The sequence below is a fragment of the Bacillus sp. N5-665 genome, from assembly GCF_022637375.2.
Classification (GTDB): Bacteria; Bacillota; Bacilli; order Bacillales; family Bacillaceae_G; genus Bacillus_A; species Bacillus_A wiedmannii.
The window spans coordinates 2,967,070-2,986,027 of the sequence record NZ_CP093325.1 but is presented as its reverse complement, the minus strand read 5'-3'; the positions used below and the strand labels follow the sequence as shown (position 1 = coordinate 2,986,027).

The 18,958-nt window shown below is 34.0% G+C and carries 19 protein-coding genes, 2 pseudogenes and 1 other annotated feature (1 of these 22 cut by a window edge); of the genes and pseudogenes, 18 read left to right on the top strand and 3 right to left on the bottom strand.

Annotated features, from left to right (window positions below; all coding sequences use genetic code 11):
* Positions 1–13: 13 nt before the first annotated feature.
* The 8 genes and pseudogenes from MNO09_RS18020 to MNO09_RS17985 all read left to right on the top strand — a co-directional run.
* A pseudogene (locus tag MNO09_RS18020) lies at positions 14–363 on the top strand (helix-turn-helix domain-containing protein); the annotation flags it as partial.
* A gap of 23 nt (positions 364–386) precedes the next feature.
* Positions 387–1,349: a helix-turn-helix transcriptional regulator gene (locus tag MNO09_RS18015; RefSeq protein ID WP_001124127.1), complete on the top strand. Its 963-nt coding sequence runs from the start codon at positions 387–389 to the stop codon at positions 1,347–1,349.
* Positions 1,350–1,423: 74 nt separating this feature from the next.
* The gene (locus MNO09_RS18010; protein ID WP_001193603.1) at positions 1,424–2,056 is read left to right on the top strand and encodes a type 1 glutamine amidotransferase family protein; all 633 of its coding nucleotides are present in this window, start codon (positions 1,424–1,426) and stop codon (positions 2,054–2,056) included.
* A gap of 805 nt (positions 2,057–2,861) precedes the next feature.
* On the top strand, positions 2,862–4,031 hold the full coding sequence (locus MNO09_RS18005; protein WP_000702509.1) for a serine hydrolase domain-containing protein: 1,170 nt from the start codon (positions 2,862–2,864) through the stop codon (positions 4,029–4,031).
* A 907-nt stretch (positions 4,032–4,938) separates the two neighbouring features.
* Positions 4,939–6,105, top strand: a complete 1,167-nt coding sequence (locus MNO09_RS18000) for a serine hydrolase domain-containing protein (protein ID WP_000857826.1) — start codon at positions 4,939–4,941, stop codon at positions 6,103–6,105.
* 93 nt (positions 6,106–6,198) lie between these two features.
* Positions 6,199–8,283, top strand: coding sequence for a serine hydrolase domain-containing protein (locus MNO09_RS17995; RefSeq protein WP_070168850.1), 2,085 nt, complete (start codon positions 6,199–6,201; stop codon positions 8,281–8,283).
* Between the two features lie 240 nt (positions 8,284–8,523).
* Complete coding sequence (locus tag MNO09_RS17990) at positions 8,524–8,604, top strand: hypothetical protein (RefSeq protein WP_081339392.1); 81 nt, start codon at positions 8,524–8,526, stop codon at positions 8,602–8,604.
* A 395-nt stretch (positions 8,605–8,999) separates the two neighbouring features.
* Positions 9,000–9,203, top strand: coding sequence for a hypothetical protein (locus MNO09_RS17985; protein WP_000538967.1), 204 nt, complete (start codon positions 9,000–9,002; stop codon positions 9,201–9,203).
* Between the two features lie 27 nt (positions 9,204–9,230).
* Here MNO09_RS17985 and MNO09_RS17980 read toward each other — a convergent pair whose 3' ends face one another.
* Complete coding sequence (locus MNO09_RS17980) at positions 9,231–9,473, bottom strand: hypothetical protein (RefSeq protein WP_078183833.1); 243 nt, start codon at positions 9,471–9,473, stop codon at positions 9,231–9,233.
* A gap of 111 nt (positions 9,474–9,584) precedes the next feature.
* Here MNO09_RS17980 and MNO09_RS17975 point away from each other — a divergent pair, with 111 nt between their 5' ends.
* The 5 genes from MNO09_RS17975 (at position 9,585) to MNO09_RS17955 (ending at position 13,365) form a co-directional block, all read left to right on the top strand.
* On the top strand, positions 9,585–10,511 hold the full coding sequence (locus tag MNO09_RS17975) for a zinc-dependent alcohol dehydrogenase (protein WP_000437354.1): 927 nt from the start codon (positions 9,585–9,587) through the stop codon (positions 10,509–10,511).
* Between the two features lie 79 nt (positions 10,512–10,590).
* Entirely contained in the window at positions 10,591–11,448 is an 858-nt protein-coding gene (locus MNO09_RS17970) for an NAD-dependent epimerase/dehydratase family protein (protein ID WP_000689428.1), read from the top strand.
* A gap of 55 nt (positions 11,449–11,503) precedes the next feature.
* The gene (locus MNO09_RS17965) at positions 11,504–12,001 is read left to right on the top strand and encodes a DUF421 domain-containing protein (RefSeq protein ID WP_001021693.1); all 498 of its coding nucleotides are present in this window, start codon (positions 11,504–11,506) and stop codon (positions 11,999–12,001) included.
* A 234-nt stretch (positions 12,002–12,235) separates the two neighbouring features.
* Positions 12,236–12,865: a class I SAM-dependent methyltransferase gene (locus MNO09_RS17960; protein WP_000397613.1), complete on the top strand. Its 630-nt coding sequence runs from the start codon at positions 12,236–12,238 to the stop codon at positions 12,863–12,865.
* Positions 12,866–13,083: 218 nt separating this feature from the next.
* Positions 13,084–13,365 carry a hypothetical protein gene (locus MNO09_RS17955; protein ID WP_000600376.1) on the top strand — a complete coding sequence of 94 codons (282 nt, stop codon included), beginning with the start codon at positions 13,084–13,086 and terminating at the stop codon, positions 13,363–13,365.
* Between the two features lie 121 nt (positions 13,366–13,486).
* On the opposite strand, the gene MNO09_RS17950 is transcribed toward MNO09_RS17955, so the two are convergent.
* On the bottom strand, positions 13,487–13,897 hold the full coding sequence (locus MNO09_RS17950) for a hypothetical protein (RefSeq protein WP_001013790.1): 411 nt from the start codon (positions 13,895–13,897) through the stop codon (positions 13,487–13,489).
* Between the two features lie 506 nt (positions 13,898–14,403).
* Between MNO09_RS17950 and MNO09_RS17945 the strand changes: the two genes are divergently transcribed.
* From MNO09_RS17945 to MNO09_RS17930, 4 genes and pseudogenes are all read left to right on the top strand, one after another.
* The gene (locus MNO09_RS17945) at positions 14,404–14,592 is read left to right on the top strand and encodes a hypothetical protein (RefSeq protein ID WP_241950035.1); all 189 of its coding nucleotides are present in this window, start codon (positions 14,404–14,406) and stop codon (positions 14,590–14,592) included.
* A gap of 100 nt (positions 14,593–14,692) precedes the next feature.
* On the top strand, positions 14,693–14,920 hold the full coding sequence (locus MNO09_RS17940) for a hypothetical protein (RefSeq protein WP_241950034.1): 228 nt from the start codon (positions 14,693–14,695) through the stop codon (positions 14,918–14,920).
* Positions 14,921–15,360: 440 nt separating this feature from the next.
* A pseudogene (locus MNO09_RS17935) lies at positions 15,361–16,841 on the top strand (UDP-N-acetylmuramoyl-L-alanyl-D-glutamate--2,6-diaminopimelate ligase).
* A 54-nt stretch (positions 16,842–16,895) separates the two neighbouring features.
* Entirely contained in the window at positions 16,896–17,528 is a 633-nt protein-coding gene (locus MNO09_RS17930; RefSeq protein WP_001194782.1) for a type 1 glutamine amidotransferase family protein, read from the top strand.
* 146 nt (positions 17,529–17,674) lie between these two features.
* Here the strand turns inward: MNO09_RS17930 and MNO09_RS17925 are convergent, their stop codons facing one another.
* Complete coding sequence (locus MNO09_RS17925; protein ID WP_001079942.1) at positions 17,675–18,379, bottom strand: class I SAM-dependent methyltransferase; 705 nt, start codon at positions 18,377–18,379, stop codon at positions 17,675–17,677.
* Positions 18,380–18,609: 230 nt separating this feature from the next.
* Here MNO09_RS17925 and MNO09_RS17920 point away from each other — a divergent pair, with 230 nt between their 5' ends.
* Positions 18,610–18,780, top strand: coding sequence for a DUF2197 domain-containing protein (locus MNO09_RS17920; protein WP_000551050.1), 171 nt, complete (start codon positions 18,610–18,612; stop codon positions 18,778–18,780).
* A gap of 67 nt (positions 18,781–18,847) precedes the next feature.
* Positions 18,848–18,958 (top strand) — a binding site (T-box leader); it runs 146 nt beyond the window's last position.

Genomic DNA, 18,958 nt, shown 5'->3' with positions numbered 1-18,958 from the left:
ATGATAATTATAATCCTTAAAAGATACATGGCTAGATTTATCAGAAGGTAATCCCTACAGCCAATTCTTAATTACGGGGTTATAGCGGGTGTAAACCAATTAGAACGTGATCTGATCCGTAGGCGGAAACATAAAGGGATTGAACTGAATAAGAAAGAAGGAAAATTTAAAGGTCGGTTAAAGAAATACCATAAAAATCATGCAGGAATGAACTATGCAGTAAAGCTTTATTAAGAGGGAGATATGACTGTAAATCACATTTGTGAAATTACAAATGTGTCTAGGGCCTCATTATATAGAAAGCTTCGGAAAGGAACAGTTGATGAGTTATACCAAAAATCAGAAATATTTAATAGAGAATAAATTCCATAGAGAGGTGGAATTACATGCCTAAAATTGACAATATGTTAGCGATTCTATGGATGCTTCGCTCAGGTGAAAAAATTACTGCAAAACAAATTTCAGAAAAGTTAGAGATGAATATAAGGACTGTGTATCGTTATATTGATACAATTTCAACAAGTGGCGTACCTATAATTTCAGAACCAGGACATAACGGTGGATACACTTTATTGAACAATTTTATTGAGGCTCCTCTTTTTTTTGATTTTGAGGAGCAAACTTCACTATTTCACGCTGCTGTTTTTGCAGAAGAAGCCGGATATTATGGAGGTGAAGCATTAAATAGGGCCATTTCAAAACTAAGTAAATACTCAAATCAAGAGCAGGAAGCAAAGATAAACCAACATTTAAGTAGTCTAGAAGTAATAAGTCGATGTAGTTCACTCTCTATGGAACATTTTTTGAAGGAATTGGAGCAGGCCGTAACTGACGGGTACTCAGTAAAAATTCTTTACTATAAAAGTGGCAAAAAGCAATTAGATTATAGATTGGTCGATCCGTACAGAATTATCTATTGGAATAATAAGTGGTATGTGATTGGATTTTGTCATCTTAGGAATGATATCCGTAGTTTTAGAGTAGATCGAATTGAAAGTTTAATGCTAACCGAAAATAAGTTTAACCGGCCAGAAAATTTTTCAGCACGTGACTTTTTTATAAAAAATCTTCTTCCAACTATAGAAGATAAGGAAGGGATTATTTCTTTGGTTATTAGTGGGGATAAAAGTGTATTGGCTGATATTTGCCAACATTGGTTTTTAGGACATTATTTACAAGAACGGACTTCAAATCAAGCAGTTTTTCTTCTTGAAAAAGATATTATACATACATATATACCTTATTTACTTTTACCGTACAATAAATCTATTAAAGTTATTGAGCCAATAAGTCTTAAGAAAAGACTTATTGAAGTTCTGTCGGAATTAATAAAATTTCATCAAGTATGATAACTTCCCTGACGTTAACTGTCAGGGAAGTTATATTATAATAGCCATATCAATTGTGATTGGAGTGTTATTGGATGCAAACAAAAAAAGTTTTTCTATATGTATTTAATACAATGTCGGACTGGGAATATGGATATTTAATTGCTGAATTAAACTCAGGAAGATATTTCAAAAAAAAATTAGTACCTTTAAAAGTAATTACAGTAGGAGCTAATAAAGAAATGATTACTACTATGGGAGGACTGAGCATAAAACCAGATATTTCCCTTGATGAATGTACTCTTGAGAGTAAAGATCTTTTAATTTTACCAGGAGGGACTACTTGGAGTGAAGAAATTCATCAACCTATTTTGGAAAGAATTGGCCAAGCTTTAAAGCTTGGCACTATTGTTGCTGCAATTTGTGGTGCAACTGAGGCCCTTGCAAATAGGGGATACTTAGATACTAGAAAGCATACAAGTAATAATTTAGAATACACTAAAATGGTATGTCCTAACTATAAAGGAGAAAAGTTCTATGAGTTGGGATCTGCGGTATCTGATGCGAATTTAGTTACTGCATCAGGAATAGCTCCTCTGGAATTTGCGATGGAAGTACTGAAAAAATTAGATGTATTTGCACCAGATACATTACATGCATGGTATAACCTAAATAAGACTCATAAACCTGAATACTTCTTCGAGTTAATGAATTCATTAAATAGCTGAGCTGAAAAATCAACTTAGCAGATTTATATTTGTTTAAATAATTACCATGCTCTAGACAATGTCAAAGCATGGTTTTTAAATATAACTAAAAAATGGTTATGGAGTAATGAAAAAGCCCAATTTCTCTATTAATTAACGGTGAAGTTGGGCTTTTTAGTATTGAAAATTCCTAAACGTTGTAAATCCGTATTTTCGTGACGTTACATACCCATCAACTTAAGAAAAGTAAACACCGTAAAAACAAAAAAATGAGCTGACTTCTCAAAATAACTAACTGTAGAGAAAGAAAAATTTCATTTAGTGGGTACTTCAAAACCTTAGCTTGATTGCGATGGGGTCACCATATCAAAAAAAAGAAAATTGTGCGTTTAGACATATTTTTCAACCGCTTCCTGTACGTTAAGGGACTCGTTATTTTTTTTACAGTTTTTTATTATGAAATTCTAAATAACTAATTATAATAGGTGAAAAAAACGATCAATAGTTGGGGTACGAAAAGGATTCGAATTTACATTCTTTCTCAATACATATTATGGATAAATAAAGTAAAATATGGGTTGGGGCTATGTCTCATGTTGTGTTAACCCTAACAATAAATAAGGGTACATAATATGCTTTCATACCTTTAAATAATTTTGTAATAGAAGGGATGGAGATTTAACTGGCTCAAATTGTTGGTATTGATAGATACCTTTGTACTGGGGCTTTAATCTATATGCGTGAGGGCCTTTCCCTAAGTCTTGTCAGGAAGTAAGGAACAGTAAGCAAACACTTATACAATATGAATAGAGGAGAGGAATGCCTTATGAAAATACGTAGTCAAATTACATGTGCAAGTCTGGCCCTTTTAATAGCTGGAAGTTCCCTGTTATATACAACACCAACCTCAATTGTAAAAGCAGAGCCCACTCAAAATGTATCTAGTTCGTTACAAACAAATACTCAACGAGATCGTACTTCCGTCAAGCAAGCAATGCGGGATACATTGCAACTTGGATACCCGGGGATACTGGCTAAAACTTCTGAGGGTGGAAAAACGTGGGGGTATGCCGCTGGAATAGCGGATCTGAGAACCAAGAAACCAATGAAAACAGATTTTCGCTTTCGCATTGGGAGTGTGACGAAGACGTTCACCGCAACAGTTGTACTTCAATTAGCTGGAGAGAATCGCCTGAATCTAGACGACTACATCGAAGACTGGTTGCCTGGTGTCATTCAAGGAAATGGATATGATGGTAACAAGATTACTATCCGGCATATATTGAACCATACAAGTGGTATCGCTGAATACTCAAGGTCAAAAGACGCTGATTTTACGGATACAAAAAAATCGTATACGGCTGAAGAGTTAGTGAAGATGGGGGTTTCTTTGCCTCCAGACTTTGCCCCAGGAAAGGGCTGGTCTTATTCAAACACAGGATACGTATTACTGGGCATTCTTATTGAAAAAGTAACCAGAAACAGCTATGCGGAAGAGATTGAAAATCGGATTATTGAACCACTTGAATTGTCGAATACATTCCTACCTGGCAATTCAAGCGTTATTCCAGGCACTAACCATGCCCGTGGATATGACCAACCAGACGGAGCAAGTGAGCTAAAAGACGTTACTTATTATAACCCAAGTGCAGGTAGCTCGGCTGGAGATATGATTTCTACTGCTGACGACTTAAACAAATTCTTCTCTTACTTGCTCGGTGGCAAATTACTGAAAGAACAACAACTAAAACAAATGCTTACTACAGTTCCTACAGGAAGAGAAGGAATCGATGGATATGGTCTTGGAATCTATGAAACTAAGCTTCCAAGCGGTGTCTCGATATGGGGACACACAGGTGGCATTCTAGGGTTTACTACTCTTGTTGGAGGTACACTTGGAGGCAAGCATACGTTGGTTGTCAATTGGAATAGTTTGGGTAGAACTGACAGTCCTAATCCTTTTAAAAATATTTTACTTGCTGAATTTAGCAAGTAGGAAAAAGGAAAAATTTACCGTAGTTTTCATAGTTAAAAATATACTTTTCTGGTTCAAAAGCCCCACCTTATTTTCGAGAAAAATTTGGGGCTTTTTTTGTTTTGGTGGCGTTTATTCTCCTTAAGTTGATGGATGTGGGGTAGCCCCACATTACTATCAAGCTAAGGTTTTAATATATCTCCTAAATGAACATTTTCTTTTTCTACAGGTAGTTACTTTGAGAAGGTAACTTATTTTTTCGTTTTAAGGGCGTTTATTTTTCTTAAGCTGATGGATATGGAGTATCCGCCCTAAGTTAAATAAATTTTGACTTAAAAACCAGTGATTTTAACAACGTTAGGAGTGTTTCATGCAGCACAATGTCATTTGTGTTGTATTGCAAGAAGAAAAATTACATTAGAAAAGAGCCAGAATTCATCCTGTTAAGGGTAAATCGACTCTTAATATTTAAAAGGATGGTAAAAAGAAACACAGAAGTAAAAAAACTGTGTTTCTTTTTGATTAATATATTTACTGAACTTTACGGCACAGATGTTCCTGCTATCCTATTATAAAAGCGATTTTGAAAGTAAGTAATTTGTAAGAAATGGGTAAGAAAAAAGAAATTTTCATTGTGTATGATAAAAATATAAAGAGGCGTGAAAGGCGGAACAGATATGACTTATATATGAAAAACAGACCAGTAACAAGACTGTTTCAAGGAAAAGAAGTAATTTATGTGGTTAACATATATGTGGAAAAAGAGGGATTTACCCAGGACAGAATAGCGTTTGTAAAAATAATAAATATGAAGATGATTACGAATTCAATGTTGACCTTTTTTCATTGGTGGAGATGGTAGCTGTGTGGTTAATACGAAATAGCAAGAAACCACCTATACAATATGAATAGAGGAGAGGAATGCCCTATGAAAACACGTAGTCAAATTACATGTGCAAGTCTGGCCCTTTTAATAGCTGGAAGTTCTCTGTTATACACAACGCCGACCTTAATTGCAAAAGCAGAACCTACTCAAAGTGTATCTAGTTCGGTACAAACAAGTACTCAACGAGATCGTAATTCTGTCAAGCAAGCAGTGCGGGATACATTGCAACTTGGATTCCCGGGGATACTTGCTAAAGTTTCTAAGGGTGGAAAAACATGGAGTTATGCAGCTGGGGTAGCGGATCTAAGTACCAAGAAACCAATGAAAACAGATTTTCGATTCCGAATTGGCAGCGTGACAAAGACGTTCACTGCAACAGTTATACTTCAATTAGCAGGAGAAAACCGCTTGAATCTAGACGATTCTATTGAAAAATGGTTGCCTGGTGTCATTCAAGGAAACGGGTATGATGATAAACAGATTACTATCCGGCAATTATTGAACCACACAAGTGGTATCGCTAATTACACAAGGTCAAAGGATTTTAATATCATGGATACAAAAAAATCTTATACTGCTGAAGAATTAGTAAAGATGGGAATATCCATGCCTCCAGATTTTGCTCCAGGAAAGAGCTGGTCGTATTCAAATACAGGATACGTATTACTAGGGATTCTTATTGAAAAAGTAACTGGTAACAGCTATGCGGAAGAAATTGAAAATCGAATTATTGAACCACTTGAATTATCGAATACATTCTTACTCGGAAATTCAAGCGTGATTCCAGGAATCAAGCATGCCCGTGGATATATCCAATTAGACAGAGCAAGTGAGCCAAAAGATGTTACTGATTATAACCCAAGTATGGGGAGCTCGGCCGGAGATATGATTTCTACAGCTGATGATTTAAACAAATTCTTCTCTTATTTACTTGGGGGTAAATTACTAAAAGAACAGCAACTAAAACAAATGCTTACTACAGTTCCAACAGGAGAAGCTGCACTTGGCAGATATGGTCTTGGAATCTATGAAGCTAAGCTTCCAAACGGTGTCTCAATATGGGGACACGGAGGTAGCATTCCAGGGTTTGTTACTTTTGCTGGAGGCACACTTGGAGGCAAGCATACATTAGCTGTCAATTTGAACAGCCTTAATGCTGATAGTCCTGACCCTTTTAAAAATATTTTACTTGCTGAATTTAGCAAGTAAGCCAAAAGGAAGAACAGATAAATTTTATCATATTTTCATAGTTAAACAAATAAATGATGAAATTGATCACTTATCTAAGGAGGCAATTCCCTCATGAAAAATAAACTAACTGGTGTATTAGCCGTTACATTAGCGCTAACTATGATTCTACCAACAGGGGCGAAAGCATTTTCTGACAGTAAGACTACAGTTGTATCTAACGCAGAAGTAGCTAGCCAAGAGTTGAAGAAGATTGCAGCAGAGAAGGCTGCGCTACTTACGAAGTCCCATGGGACGACTAGCGTGCAGTATGCGCTAATTGATAATGGCAAGCTTACTTTGTCGGGGCAGGCTGGAAAGAACGATATGGAAGGGGAACAGCCACTAACCAAAGATACTCTATACGGGATTGGTTCAGTCAGTAAAATGTATGCAACAGCGGCTGTAATGAAATTGGCCGACGAAGGAAAAGTCGATTTGGATGCTCCTGTGGTCAACTATGTTCCTGATTTTAATATGAAAGATGTGCGGTACAAACGCATTACCCCGCGTATGTTGTTGAATCACTCCTCCGGCTTGCAAGGTTCAACGTTAAGTAATGCATTTTTATTTAACGATAATGATACCTATTCCCATGATTTCTTGTTGCAGCAATTGTCCAACCAGAGCCTGAAAGCAGACCCTGGCGCGTTCTCGGTATACTGCAACGATGGCTTTACGCTGGCCGAAATTTTGGTGGAAAGAGTCAGCGGTATGAGCTTTACCAAATTTCTACATCAACGGTTTACAGAACCCTTAAAGATGAATCATACAAAAACGCCGCAGGACAAATGGAGGGACGAAAAGCGGGCTGGACTTTATTTTCCGGCGTACCAAGGGCAGCTTCCAATTGAATCTGTGAATGTGATTGGTACGGGAGGGGTCTCTTCCACGGCAGAAGATATGGTACGATTCTCACAATTATTTATAGGACAGGGAAAAGGGATCCTCTCTGATAAGGTAGTCAAGGCGATGGAGCAAGAGGAATATAAAAAAGGAATGTGGCCGGGGGATGGAGATAATATTTTTAACTATGGTCTTGGCTGGGATAGTGTGAAACTATACCCATTCAGTGAATATGGGATAAAAGGCTTGGCTAAGGGCGGCGACACGGCACTGCAACATGCTATACTGGTCGTGCTTCCGGAACAGAAAATGGCAGCGGCTGTGTTGTCATCCGGTGGACGAAGCTCTATAAATCAACTGCTGGCAACGGAATTGCTGCTCGCCGCGCTTAAAGAGAAGGGTACAATTAAGAACATCAAGCCTAACAAATCTTTTGGCAAGCCGGTTAAGGTCAAGATGCCTCAAGACGTGGCAAAGAAAGCGGGATTTTATGGCAATAGCGAAACTCATTTCAAAATTGAAATTACGAAGAATGGAGAACTGTTCTTACCATCTAATCAAGAAGAAAAATATGTATATACTGCGGATGGAAGCTTTATTAATGAGAAGGGTACTTCTAAGCTCAACTTTGTCACCGAGAAGAATGGAAGAACTTATTTGAGGGAGAGCACATATAAATCGACACCAGACTTAGGGCAAGGTGTGATGACTCACTATTTAGCCGAGAAACTAGAAGACAATGTGCTATCGAAGAAAACCGCTGCCGCATGGGCGAAGCGGGAAGGTGTTAAGTTCTATCTTGTGAATGAGAAATTTAGTTCTATTGAATATCTCGTACAACCGAAACTTATTACCACACAAATTAATCGTAAGGAAGGCCTGGCGGGCTATTGGGAGGGCAGAAAAATTACAGGTCCGAACACCGCGACGCATCAGCTCCAAATCCCCGTGATGAATGGCCGTGATACGACGGAAACGCATTTCTATACAGAAGGCGGCAATGAATATATGGAAATGGCCGGGTTGTTATACGTAAGTGGAACCAACGTAAAACCACTTGATGCTGGCCAATCATCCAAAGTTACGCTGCAAGCAAATGGGCATGCTAAATGGTTTACGATCCCGCAAGCGGCAGCAGGAAAAAGGATGACCGTGACATTGCCATCAAAGGGTGCGTTCGCGGTGTATGATGAGAATGGAGTATGCGTCAACTTTACCATCGTGAGCGGCAATAACAAAGTAAAACTGCCGAAGAATGGAACGGTTGTAATTGCTGGGGCACCGAACTCAGAATTTGCAATTACGTTGAACTAGCTACAATTCAAGATGGACTTCAACAAAACCAGTACGACATAGGAACGGTGTTTTGCTGGTTTTGTTTGTATTTACATATTATCTTTAAGAAGAGAATTTCAACGAATAATATCACGCTCAAATTCTGCAAAAACAGCTATCATACCAATTCAGGGCAATCATTATTTGCTCCATTAATCTTCTTGATGTAATTACGTTCGCAGCCGGTATTATGATGTACAAGCCCTATACGATACAGGAATTATCCGAGGTGTTTCAGCTACTAAGTTCACGCCATATGGCACACTCACACGTCAACAGGCTGCACTTATGTTAGAATGAACTCTAGAATATCTAGGTGTAGAAAAAGAGTCAAATATAGGGCCCTACCACATTGCTATCAAGCTAAGAAAAGTAAATACCCCCAGAACGAAATTTTGTGCTAACTTGTAGCAAAAAAGCTCATTTTTTTGTTTTGGGGTAATTTGGAATTCTTAAGTTGATGGGCATGTGACGTTACCCCTATACAAGGAAATATGATAGTAATCATATACCGGAAGTGATAGAACTGAGTTATAAAAAGTAAAAGAAAAGTGTTACGTTAATACTTTTTAGAGCACTCAATTGCTGAGTGCTCTTTTTGTTTAGGACATAATTGTTTTAAATGGAAATAAATTACCAATAGATAATATCCTTAAAGTATAGCATTTATTTTGAATAGGAGGGTGATCGAGTCTATGGGGGTACGTATAGTCGATGATTTACAGCAATTATCGTTGTTACTAATGTTTTTAAGTACATTTATATTTTACAGATATTTAAAAAAGGTAAGACGAGAGAGAAAATTGACTGGTTTTGAATGGACAATGTATTTTGTCACTCAATTTGCAACAGTAATTTGGACAATTACTTATTTTATTAAACTCTTAGCTGAATCGTAATTTCTATTCATTCAATCTAGTTTACTGTTATCTATTAGGGGTATAAATATAGTCCGTATCTAAATCAATGAAAACATCGCTCGTGATGTCTTCTTGTAGTAATTTTGGAATTTTTTCATAATGGTACTGTACACAAAATAAGCTTAGAAGATCTTCATTAGATATCTCTTCATTTTTTACATGTAAATACATTCTTCTTAATTCGTTTAGAGAACAGTTACGGCCAATAACATACTCATTTATTCTATATCCATCAAATTCAATTATCATATTATCACTGTTGGTTGCTAGCCAACATTATAGCTTGAATTTTAGATGAATCTATTATACATTGTTTGAAATTTAGTGAGAATATATTTTTATATAATGTGAGGGTTATAAATGGAACAAAATAAATTAGTTTTAGTAGGATCAAAACGTCTTAAGTGGGAAACATGTAAAATTAAGTCTATACAGGATGAGGAAATTATTATTAAAACAATTGCAGGTGCAATAAGTATTGGAGCAGAGTTACCGCAGTATAAAGAATCTGATGTTACAGATACAAATCCTATGTATCCAAGAAAAACTGGATATGAAAGTTATGGTGAAGTTATTCAAGTTGGTAATAAAGTAACAAATTTAAACGTAGGTGATAAAGTAGTTTCTTTTTATGGGCATGAAACGGTAGGAATAGTTAAAGGGGATAAAGTAATTCGAGTGCCTAGTTATATAAAATCTAAAGTTGCTTTATTATCTATTCTTTCGTGTGATGCTGCTAAAGGGGTATTGAAGCTAGACCCGCGACGTGATGAAAAAGTACTCATTACTGGAATGGGAGTTATCGGTTTACTCGCTTGTTATTTTTTAAAATACTATGTAGGTGTTGAGCATGTGGATGTTGTTGAGCCTAATAAAAATAGAAGAGAATTTGCAAAGAAGTTTGGTGCGAAAAACCTCTTTGATTCGGAAGAGAAACTTATAGATACGTATAATTACGGTTTGGAATGTTCTGCTACAAATAGAGGGTTTCACACATTGCAAAAGGTTATTAAAAGTAATGGGGCTATATGTATTCTTTCTGATGGTAATATAGAAGACTTAACATTAATCGCCGACTTTTATCGAAAAGAATTGCAAATCATTGGTTCAAGTGACGGATATGATTATCAAAAACATGCAGATTGGTTTTTTAATCAAATAGAACAGACGCCATGGATAGAAGAGATTTTTCAACATGAAATTCATTACACTGCACTTACACAATGTTTTAAGGAATTAAGTGAAGGGGCGTTGAAGCCTTTAAAAGTGTTCGTTTCATATGAATAACAAATAAATCTAGCAATTATTTGTCACGTATTTCATATATATTTCGTCACATTTATGATAATAAATTGAGGAAATATATATGAAAATATTTGTAGCAGGTGCTACGGGTGTAATAGGACGTTCTTTATTACCGATGTTAATAAAAGAGGGGCATACGGTATATGCAATGATTCGTAATGAATCACAAGTAGAGGTAATGAAGAAAGTTGGTGCTATCCCAGTAATAGCTGATATATTTAATCGGCATGCTGTATTTTCTGTATTAAATGAAACAACTCCTAAAGTAGTCATTCATCAATTAACGTCATTGTCTACGTGGAATGTTGAGGATAATGCCGAAATTAGAATTGAAGGCACTCGTAACCTTGTTGATGCTGCTAAAAATGTAGAGGTAAAGAGAATAATCGCTCAAAGTATTTCATGGGTGTATGAACCAGGAGATACATTTGCGGCAGAAAAAGATTCACTAGATATTGCTGTCCCTATGTCTAGGCATGTGACTATTAATGGCATATTAAAATTAGAAGAAGCTGTTTCTGAGTTACCAGAAGCGGTTATACTTCGTTACGGTACGCTATATGGACCAGGCACATGGTATGCAGAAAACGGATTAATAGCAGATCAAGTTCGTAATAATGAAATTATTGCATCAGACGGGATAAGCTCGTTTTTACATGTCGAAGATGCCGCTAGAGCAGCTATGTTAGCTCTTCATTGGCCGACGGGAACCGTAAATATTGTGGATGATTTTCCGGCAGCTAGTAAAGAATGGTTACCAATATATGCAGAAGCGATAGGGGCACCTATGCCTAAAGTTCAAACTGGTAAAAATAGTTGGGAAAGAGGAGCTTCAAATAATAAAGCGCGTAAAGAGTATGGGTGGAACCCTATATTTCCATCATGGTCTGAAGGCTTTAAAAACTTGGTAAGTATGTAAAATACAACTTTAATGGGAATGCTAGTAACATTCACCATTAAAGGATTGGGCAATTATGAATATAATTTGGGAAAGTATTATTTTAATTCTTACTGGAATGATTGCATTAAAAATGACAGGTAGTAATTCTGTTAGCCAAATGACGAGAGCTGAAATAATTATAGTAGTTTCAATTGGACGTATTATTGTAGAGCCTGTATTAAGTAGGAAAGTAGTCCCATCTATATTTGCAGCTGTAATATTTGCAAGCATACTTCTTATCATTCATTTTTTTGAATTGAAATCAAAGAAGGTGGAGCAATTCCTAAATGGCAGTAGCATTGTAATTGTTGAGAATGGAGAAATTGTAAAAGAGAATTTGATGAAAGCAAAAATGTCGGAACAACAACTATATATGCAATTAAGAGAAAAAGGAATTCATGATTTAAAGTGTTTACAACAAGTTACAGCTGAACCGAATGGGCGTATTGGTTATCAATTAATAGAGAAAGCTCAACCGATAACTTTAGAAATTTTAGAAAAAATATTAGATCAACACAAAATAAAAAGATAAATTCTCTTTAAAAAAGACAATACTGCAACGGAGTATTGGCTTTTTTATTTTTCTACAAACGTAATGGTTAATATTTAGAATACATATTCAACCAATCTTTAAAATAGATATAGGCTTATTAATATGCTATATTCAATGGACCTATAGTGACTGTGGTGAAAAAAGCAGCGTTAAAATTAATAGGTCTTTCATGTGATGCTATACATGAGATAAGAATAAGGAGATAAAAATAAAATGGAATTTTGGGAATCAAGCTTTATTGAGAAACAAACGATGTGGGGATTTGAACCTACAGAATCTGCAATTTTGACAAAAGATTTTTTTCTGGAAAAGAGCGTTAAAGATATATTAGTTCCGGGTATTGGATATGGAAGAAACGCAAAGGTGTTTATCGAAAATGGTATAAATGTAACAGGTATTGAAATTTCAAAAACAGCCATTGATTTAGCAAAACAAAACGGACTAGAAGATGTTCGTATGTATCACGGTTCGGTAAACGAAATGCCTTTTGATAATAAACTTTATGATGGGATATTTAGTCATGCACTTCTTCACTTGTTGAATGAGCAGGAAAGAGAGAAGTTTATTAAAGATTGTTATAATCAGTTAAAACCAGGCGGGTATTTGATTTTTACAACCGTTTCTAAAAAAGCTCCCATGTACGGAAAAGGAAACCAGTTGGATAAAGACTATTATGAGATAATGGAAGGTGTAAAAATGTTCTTCTACGATTCTGAATCTATAAAGCAAGATTTTAATAAATATGGATTAGTACAGATTTCAGAAATTGATGAACCAAATAAGAATGTAGAAAATAAACCTTCAATTAATTTCTTAATGATAAAATGTAGAAAAGACCTGTAAAAAATTAGTATATATTAATTGTATATTATGTATAAATAATAAAACACACAAGAAATTATGAATGAATTAGAAGTCTTAATAGAGATAGGTCTAGAGAAACAAGATTAGATAGCGCTTAAAATATGGGGAAATACAGTGATAAAATGAGAAACAAAATGTGTTTGATATTTTTTGTGGAGTTTTAATGTCAGAAAAAGAAGAAATGGAGAAAATAAAATATGATTTTAGGAATTTCATATTTTGATATTTTTCGTATCATAATTATTGTATTGTTTTTTTTCATTTTCTGGAGATTGAATACTTGGTATAATAAGAAATATAATGTTCCTAAGGTTTTTCAATGGCTTCCTAGAAGATGGGGGAAAAGAAAAGTTTCAGAGCATTTGTCTCAATTAGATAAAAAGTTAGAAGCTGAAGGTAAAGGTATTTGGGTTACAATCTATGCTATAGATTTGTACATTGTAACTATTCCTTGTACCGTAAAAAAATATAAATTTTAATACATATATATTTATAGAAGGGACCGTTTCTTTTAAAAGATACAGTCCCTTCTATAAATTTGTCAATGTAATGTAATTAAGTGATGCGTAAGAACTCGTATCGTTATCCCAAAGTATCGCCTTATATACGTTTAATGAGTTTTATCCCCTCAACAAAGAAAAGCACTAAGTGTATAGTGTTCATTACAAACCATAACATGAGCTTTGAGTTCTTCACAGTTTTCAACTGACTTGATTTTGTATTAGACAATTCTATCTTTAAAGACATTAATATAATAGTATTAGACATAAAACCTAACAATATAAATCCGAATAAAGGTAAGTTTGTAATAGCGCCTATTACCATAATTGCTATGTATACTATAGTTAGCTTTTTAATATACTGTTTATCTTCTTTTAATTTATCTATATTTTTGGTTTTGAACCAGTTTCTTACTATTCTTACAAAAATAATAGTTTGAAATACTAGTACAATTATACTTACAAAGAGAAGGAACAAAGTTCTTAAATTATTTTCCATTAAACCGTTCATTTCATATGTACCCCTTTTATTTATGTTTATAGTATGAAAATGTAATTTTCAAAGAACCTGCATGTGATTAGTAACGGTACTCGTTCTCTATTTTCATGTTACTCTATCCTTGTTAATTATGGAAAAGGACAAATCTAAGCATTTAACTGTTAGTATGGTATACCCTTTATATATTTTAGGTTAATTTTGATTGTTTGCATATAATTTTATATTGGAATAAGTAATACGTCAAAATGTTTTGTGAAAATTTCGGCTATTAATCGCTTGTACAAAAGAAAAAGATTAGTAGGTAGTCATATCGTAATGGGCGAGGTATACCTTATCTGTTGTCTGCTTAAAATGAAGTTTAACCATGTTGAAAATATGATTTTCATTTAGTATTTCTAGAAACAATAATGTGGTTAATTATGGTGAAATTTAAAATGGAGGAAAAACGTTAGAACACTAGAGTGAATATATTCAAAGCCATATCATGTGTAGTGTTTAATATAATTAGGGGGAACTACATGACAAGAAAACAGATAATCATTACCTTATTTTCAATTACAGCGTTCATACTAATTTTAGTATCACTTGGTGTTTTTGAGGAAGAACTAAAAGAAACAGATTATAGTGAAGTTGTACAATTCATGGAAGATATGAAAAACAAAGAAGAAGTTGAGATTGATGTAGTTACTTACTTACTATTCAGGTAAGGCCTCTTTAGAGAATAGTGTACTTAAACAACCAAATGGTTGGATTATTTATCGTTTAAAAGCTCGTTATGATAAAGTAACAAATCAAAGTTGGATAGATGTGACGCCTGATCTTAGCCGTTTTAAGAATGTGGAGAAAATTTCTGGGGATCTCATTACCTCGCACCAACAATGCGGCTATATTAATCATAATACAGACGAGAATAAAGGAAAAGTAGGATACATGTTAACAGAATGCTTCCATAAGTGGGAATACGATGTGAAGCCATCAGGGTTTGAAGGATATAGGATTAATTACACAGTATTACCGATTTTAGGTTTAAAATAAATTTAGTATTTGTTTTATCAATTTGTTAATCAATTAGCTGATACTGTAGCTGAACAAGTAATGTATGATATTAAATTTATATTTTAATAATAGTTTTGGCTTATCTTTTTTAGGCTATTTGCAATGAGTTGAATAACCTTTATTCTAAAATAGTAATTAAGGAAATTATTTAGTGTTAATATAAATTCTTATATATTGATTATGCACAAATAAAAAGGACAAGCATATAATAGAAATACCTATTAACTTTAAGTAACCTTAACTTTCGTTAATAGGGTATCTCAAAATCCCCAAAAAGAGCACTTGCGGAAACAAGTGCTCTTTTATTTTTTTGTTTATTGAAGATGATTAAATTTCATCCGACTAATATGGAATTTTAAACCATTATTTTATATAAAGTGGTAAAATAAGTAGGGGAAATTTGTAAGGGGGCGAGGGATTTGAAACTAAAAGAGCTGGCGGATTTGTTATTGATTAAAGAAACCATTGGAGATATGAATGTAGAAATTACGGGATTAGAAATGGATTCTAGAAAAATAACTAGTGGAAATTTATTTATATGTGTATCAGGTATCGATGGTTTTCTTGAAGATCGACATCAATTTGTTGAAAATGCAGTGAAAAATGGCGCTATGGCGTTAATTGTAGAAAGAGATGTAAATATTGAAATACCTAAAATAATTGTTAAAGATGCTAGGTATGCTATGGCAGTTATTGCGTCACATTTCTATGGTTACTCATCTAATGAAATGAAACTAATTGGAATTACAGGAACAAATGGTAAAACAACTACTTCCTATTTACTTGAAAAGATTTTGAGTGATTATGGATTTCAAACAGGGCTTATGGGGAATAACGGAGTGAAAGTTGGTTCGAAATGGTATCCTACTGATATTAATACGCAAGAACCACCGATACTTCAGCGGAATTTGCAAACGATGAAAAATCATAATACAGATTATTGTGTTATGGAAGTTACCTCACAAGGTTTACATATGGAAAGAGTTAAAGGGTGTAACTTTAAAACCGCTGTTTTTACAAATTTAACGTAAGATCATTTGGATTACCATGGAACATTTGAGGAATATAAGCAAGTAAAAGGCCTTCTATTTTCCAGATTAGGAAATGACTTTTCTATTACAGATAAAAAATTTGTTGTATTGAATGCAGACGATCCGTCGGTAGAATACTTTAAAAAAATTACTTCAGCTGAGGTTATCACATATGGGATACATAATAAAGCAGATGTTCAAGCGAAGAACATAACTTTAAGCCCAAAAGGAATTCGTTTTGTAGTTGCATCCTTTAATGGAGAAATAGAAATCCATCTAAATCTAATAGGCCGCTTTAATGTATATAATGCATTAGCAGCAATAACAGCTACATTGGTTGAAGGTATTCCGCTTACAAACATTAGTGACAGTTTATCTCATGTAAAGAGCATTGAAGGTAGAATGGAAATCATAGACGAAAATCAAGATTTCCTTGTAATCGTGGACTATGCTCATTCACCCGATGCGTTAGAAAATGTCCTCTCTACAATTAGCGAGTTTTCAAAAGGTAAAATTATTACTGTTTTCGGTTGCGGTGGGGATAGAGATGAAAAAAACGACCTATAATGGGTGAAATTGCTGGAAGTTATAGTGATTTTGTTTATATTACTTCTGATAATCCACGTTCGGAAGACCCGCAGGCAATAATGAAAGATATTGAAAAAGGATTTTCACAGAATAATAATTTGAATTATAAAGTAGAATTAGATCGTGAACTGGCTATAAAACATGCAATAAACATGGCATCTTCTAATGATATTGTTTTGATTGCAGGGAAAGGGCATGAAACGTATCAAATTTTAAAGGATTCGACTATTTATTTTGATGATAAAGAAAAAGCTCGACAAGCAATTATAAATAATAAATAGATTATCTTTTAGAAAAGACTAGATTAGATTAAGTTGTGAATGGAGTGTTATTGAATGCAAACTAGAAAAGCTTATTTATATGTATTTCATACGATGTCCGATTGGGAATACGGACATTTAATTGCTGAACTTAATACAGGTAGATATTTTAAAAAGGGTTTAGCACCTTTTAAAGTAGTTACAGTTGGAATAAATAAAGAAATGGTTATTTCAATGGGAGGCTTGAGCGTAAAGCCAGATATTTCCCTAGATGAATGTGTACTTGAGAGTAATGATTTATTGATTTTACCTGGAGGAAATACTTGGACTGAAAACATACATAAACCCATATTGCAAAAAGTTGAAGAAGCTTTAAAGATTGGTACTATTGTGGCTGCAATTTGTGGTGCAACAATAGGCCTTGCAAATTACGGATACTTAAATTCTAGAAAGCATACAAGTAATAGTTTAGATTATATGAAAATGGTTTGCCCTACATATAAAGGGGAAAATTTATATGAAATGGGACCTGTAGCGTCTGGTGAAAATCTTATTACTGCATCTGGAGTAGCTCCTTTGGAATTTGCAATGGAAGTTCTAAAAACATTAGATGTATTTGCGCCAGATACACTCCATTCATGGTATGAATTAAATAAGACACATGAACCTGAACATTTCTTCCAGTTAATGAATTCATTAAATAGCTAAGCAATTTAGTATGATCAATAATAAAAACCATGTTTCTAATGATACTGAAGCATGGTTTTTGTGTTTTGATTAATAAATATATAAAGTAACAAATTTTGTACAATAAAAATGAATTTGAGAGAAAGAGTCACTTCTTTATTATACTATTATTTCTGAACGACAAAAGTAATAGCATTTGTTTTTAATTGAATGTGTCTTTCGTTTCGGACTATATTATAAGCTAATTCTTTTATTTCAATTTTTATTTCTTGCCATTCCTTATAAATGCTTTTTAATAGATATATCATATGTTCAGTAGGAAGGTTAATTTCAATTAAAGCATCTAATTCTTCTTTCGTATGTAAGTCAATTTCTTGTATGTTCGAGTTAATAATTAAACAATTGATACCACCAGTCTTTGTACCTTTTTTCATAGAATGGAGCACGTTTTTTAAATCTTCTTCTGATTGAACATGCTCTAAACTTGATATTGCAACGATATAATCAAAAGTATCAGGTTGGATGTAGTAGTTTTCAATTGCTGCTTGTTCTGTTTTTATAACTTCAAAAACATCATGTTCTTTACTATAAATTTGTAATTTTGTTAAAGCGGAATCCAGTAAGTCCACACATGTAACAGTACCACTAGCATTTTTTATTTTTTGTGCAATTGGAATACTATTTCTTCCAACGCCAGAGCCGAGATCAAGTACTTGCAAGTTGTTTTGTCCTTCAAAGTAATCCATTATTAAATCCATAACTGTTTTAACCGGTTTGTAAAGCCAAGAGCCAGTTTCAAATAATTTGTATTGTTCATAGCAAAGGTCATGATATTTCTTTTCTTCGTGTCTTATGTAATTAATACGATTCATTGTATTTCAACTCCAATACTTTCATTCTAACGAGGTCCTTTAGCAAAACTTGCTAAAGCATCTAAAACTAATTCTATATTACTGATCAAGATTTTCACCTCGCTTTATAAGATATTTGTATAATTCGATAAGAATATAGGTAAACCTTTTAGCCAGAGATATTAAGATTCTTACTGTGGAAAACTGATTTTCTTAAGTGATTAAAAAAATGTATAAACATGGAGAGGAAAATGCATATGATGTTTTATGAAATTGTTTGCTTTTCTTGTAAAAATGTATTTCGTGTTTACGAAGGTAGTGAAAAATATAAGCGATTTAAAGAGAAACCGAAAGGAACTTATTGTTGCGATGAGTGTAGCCACAAAATTCAATTAGAAGCGATAAAGCATTTATTTAGATAGCTTATATGTCCGGAAAAGTTTGACAATAAAAGCATTATAAATTATCATATGAAAAAAACTAATATATAAAGTGGCATGGAAGAGAAGAGTAGTTAAGAAAGGTTACGTACAGAGAGCTCTGGTTGCTGAGAATGAGCGGTATAAATCTTAATGAAAAAAGACTTGGAGCTGCGCAAGG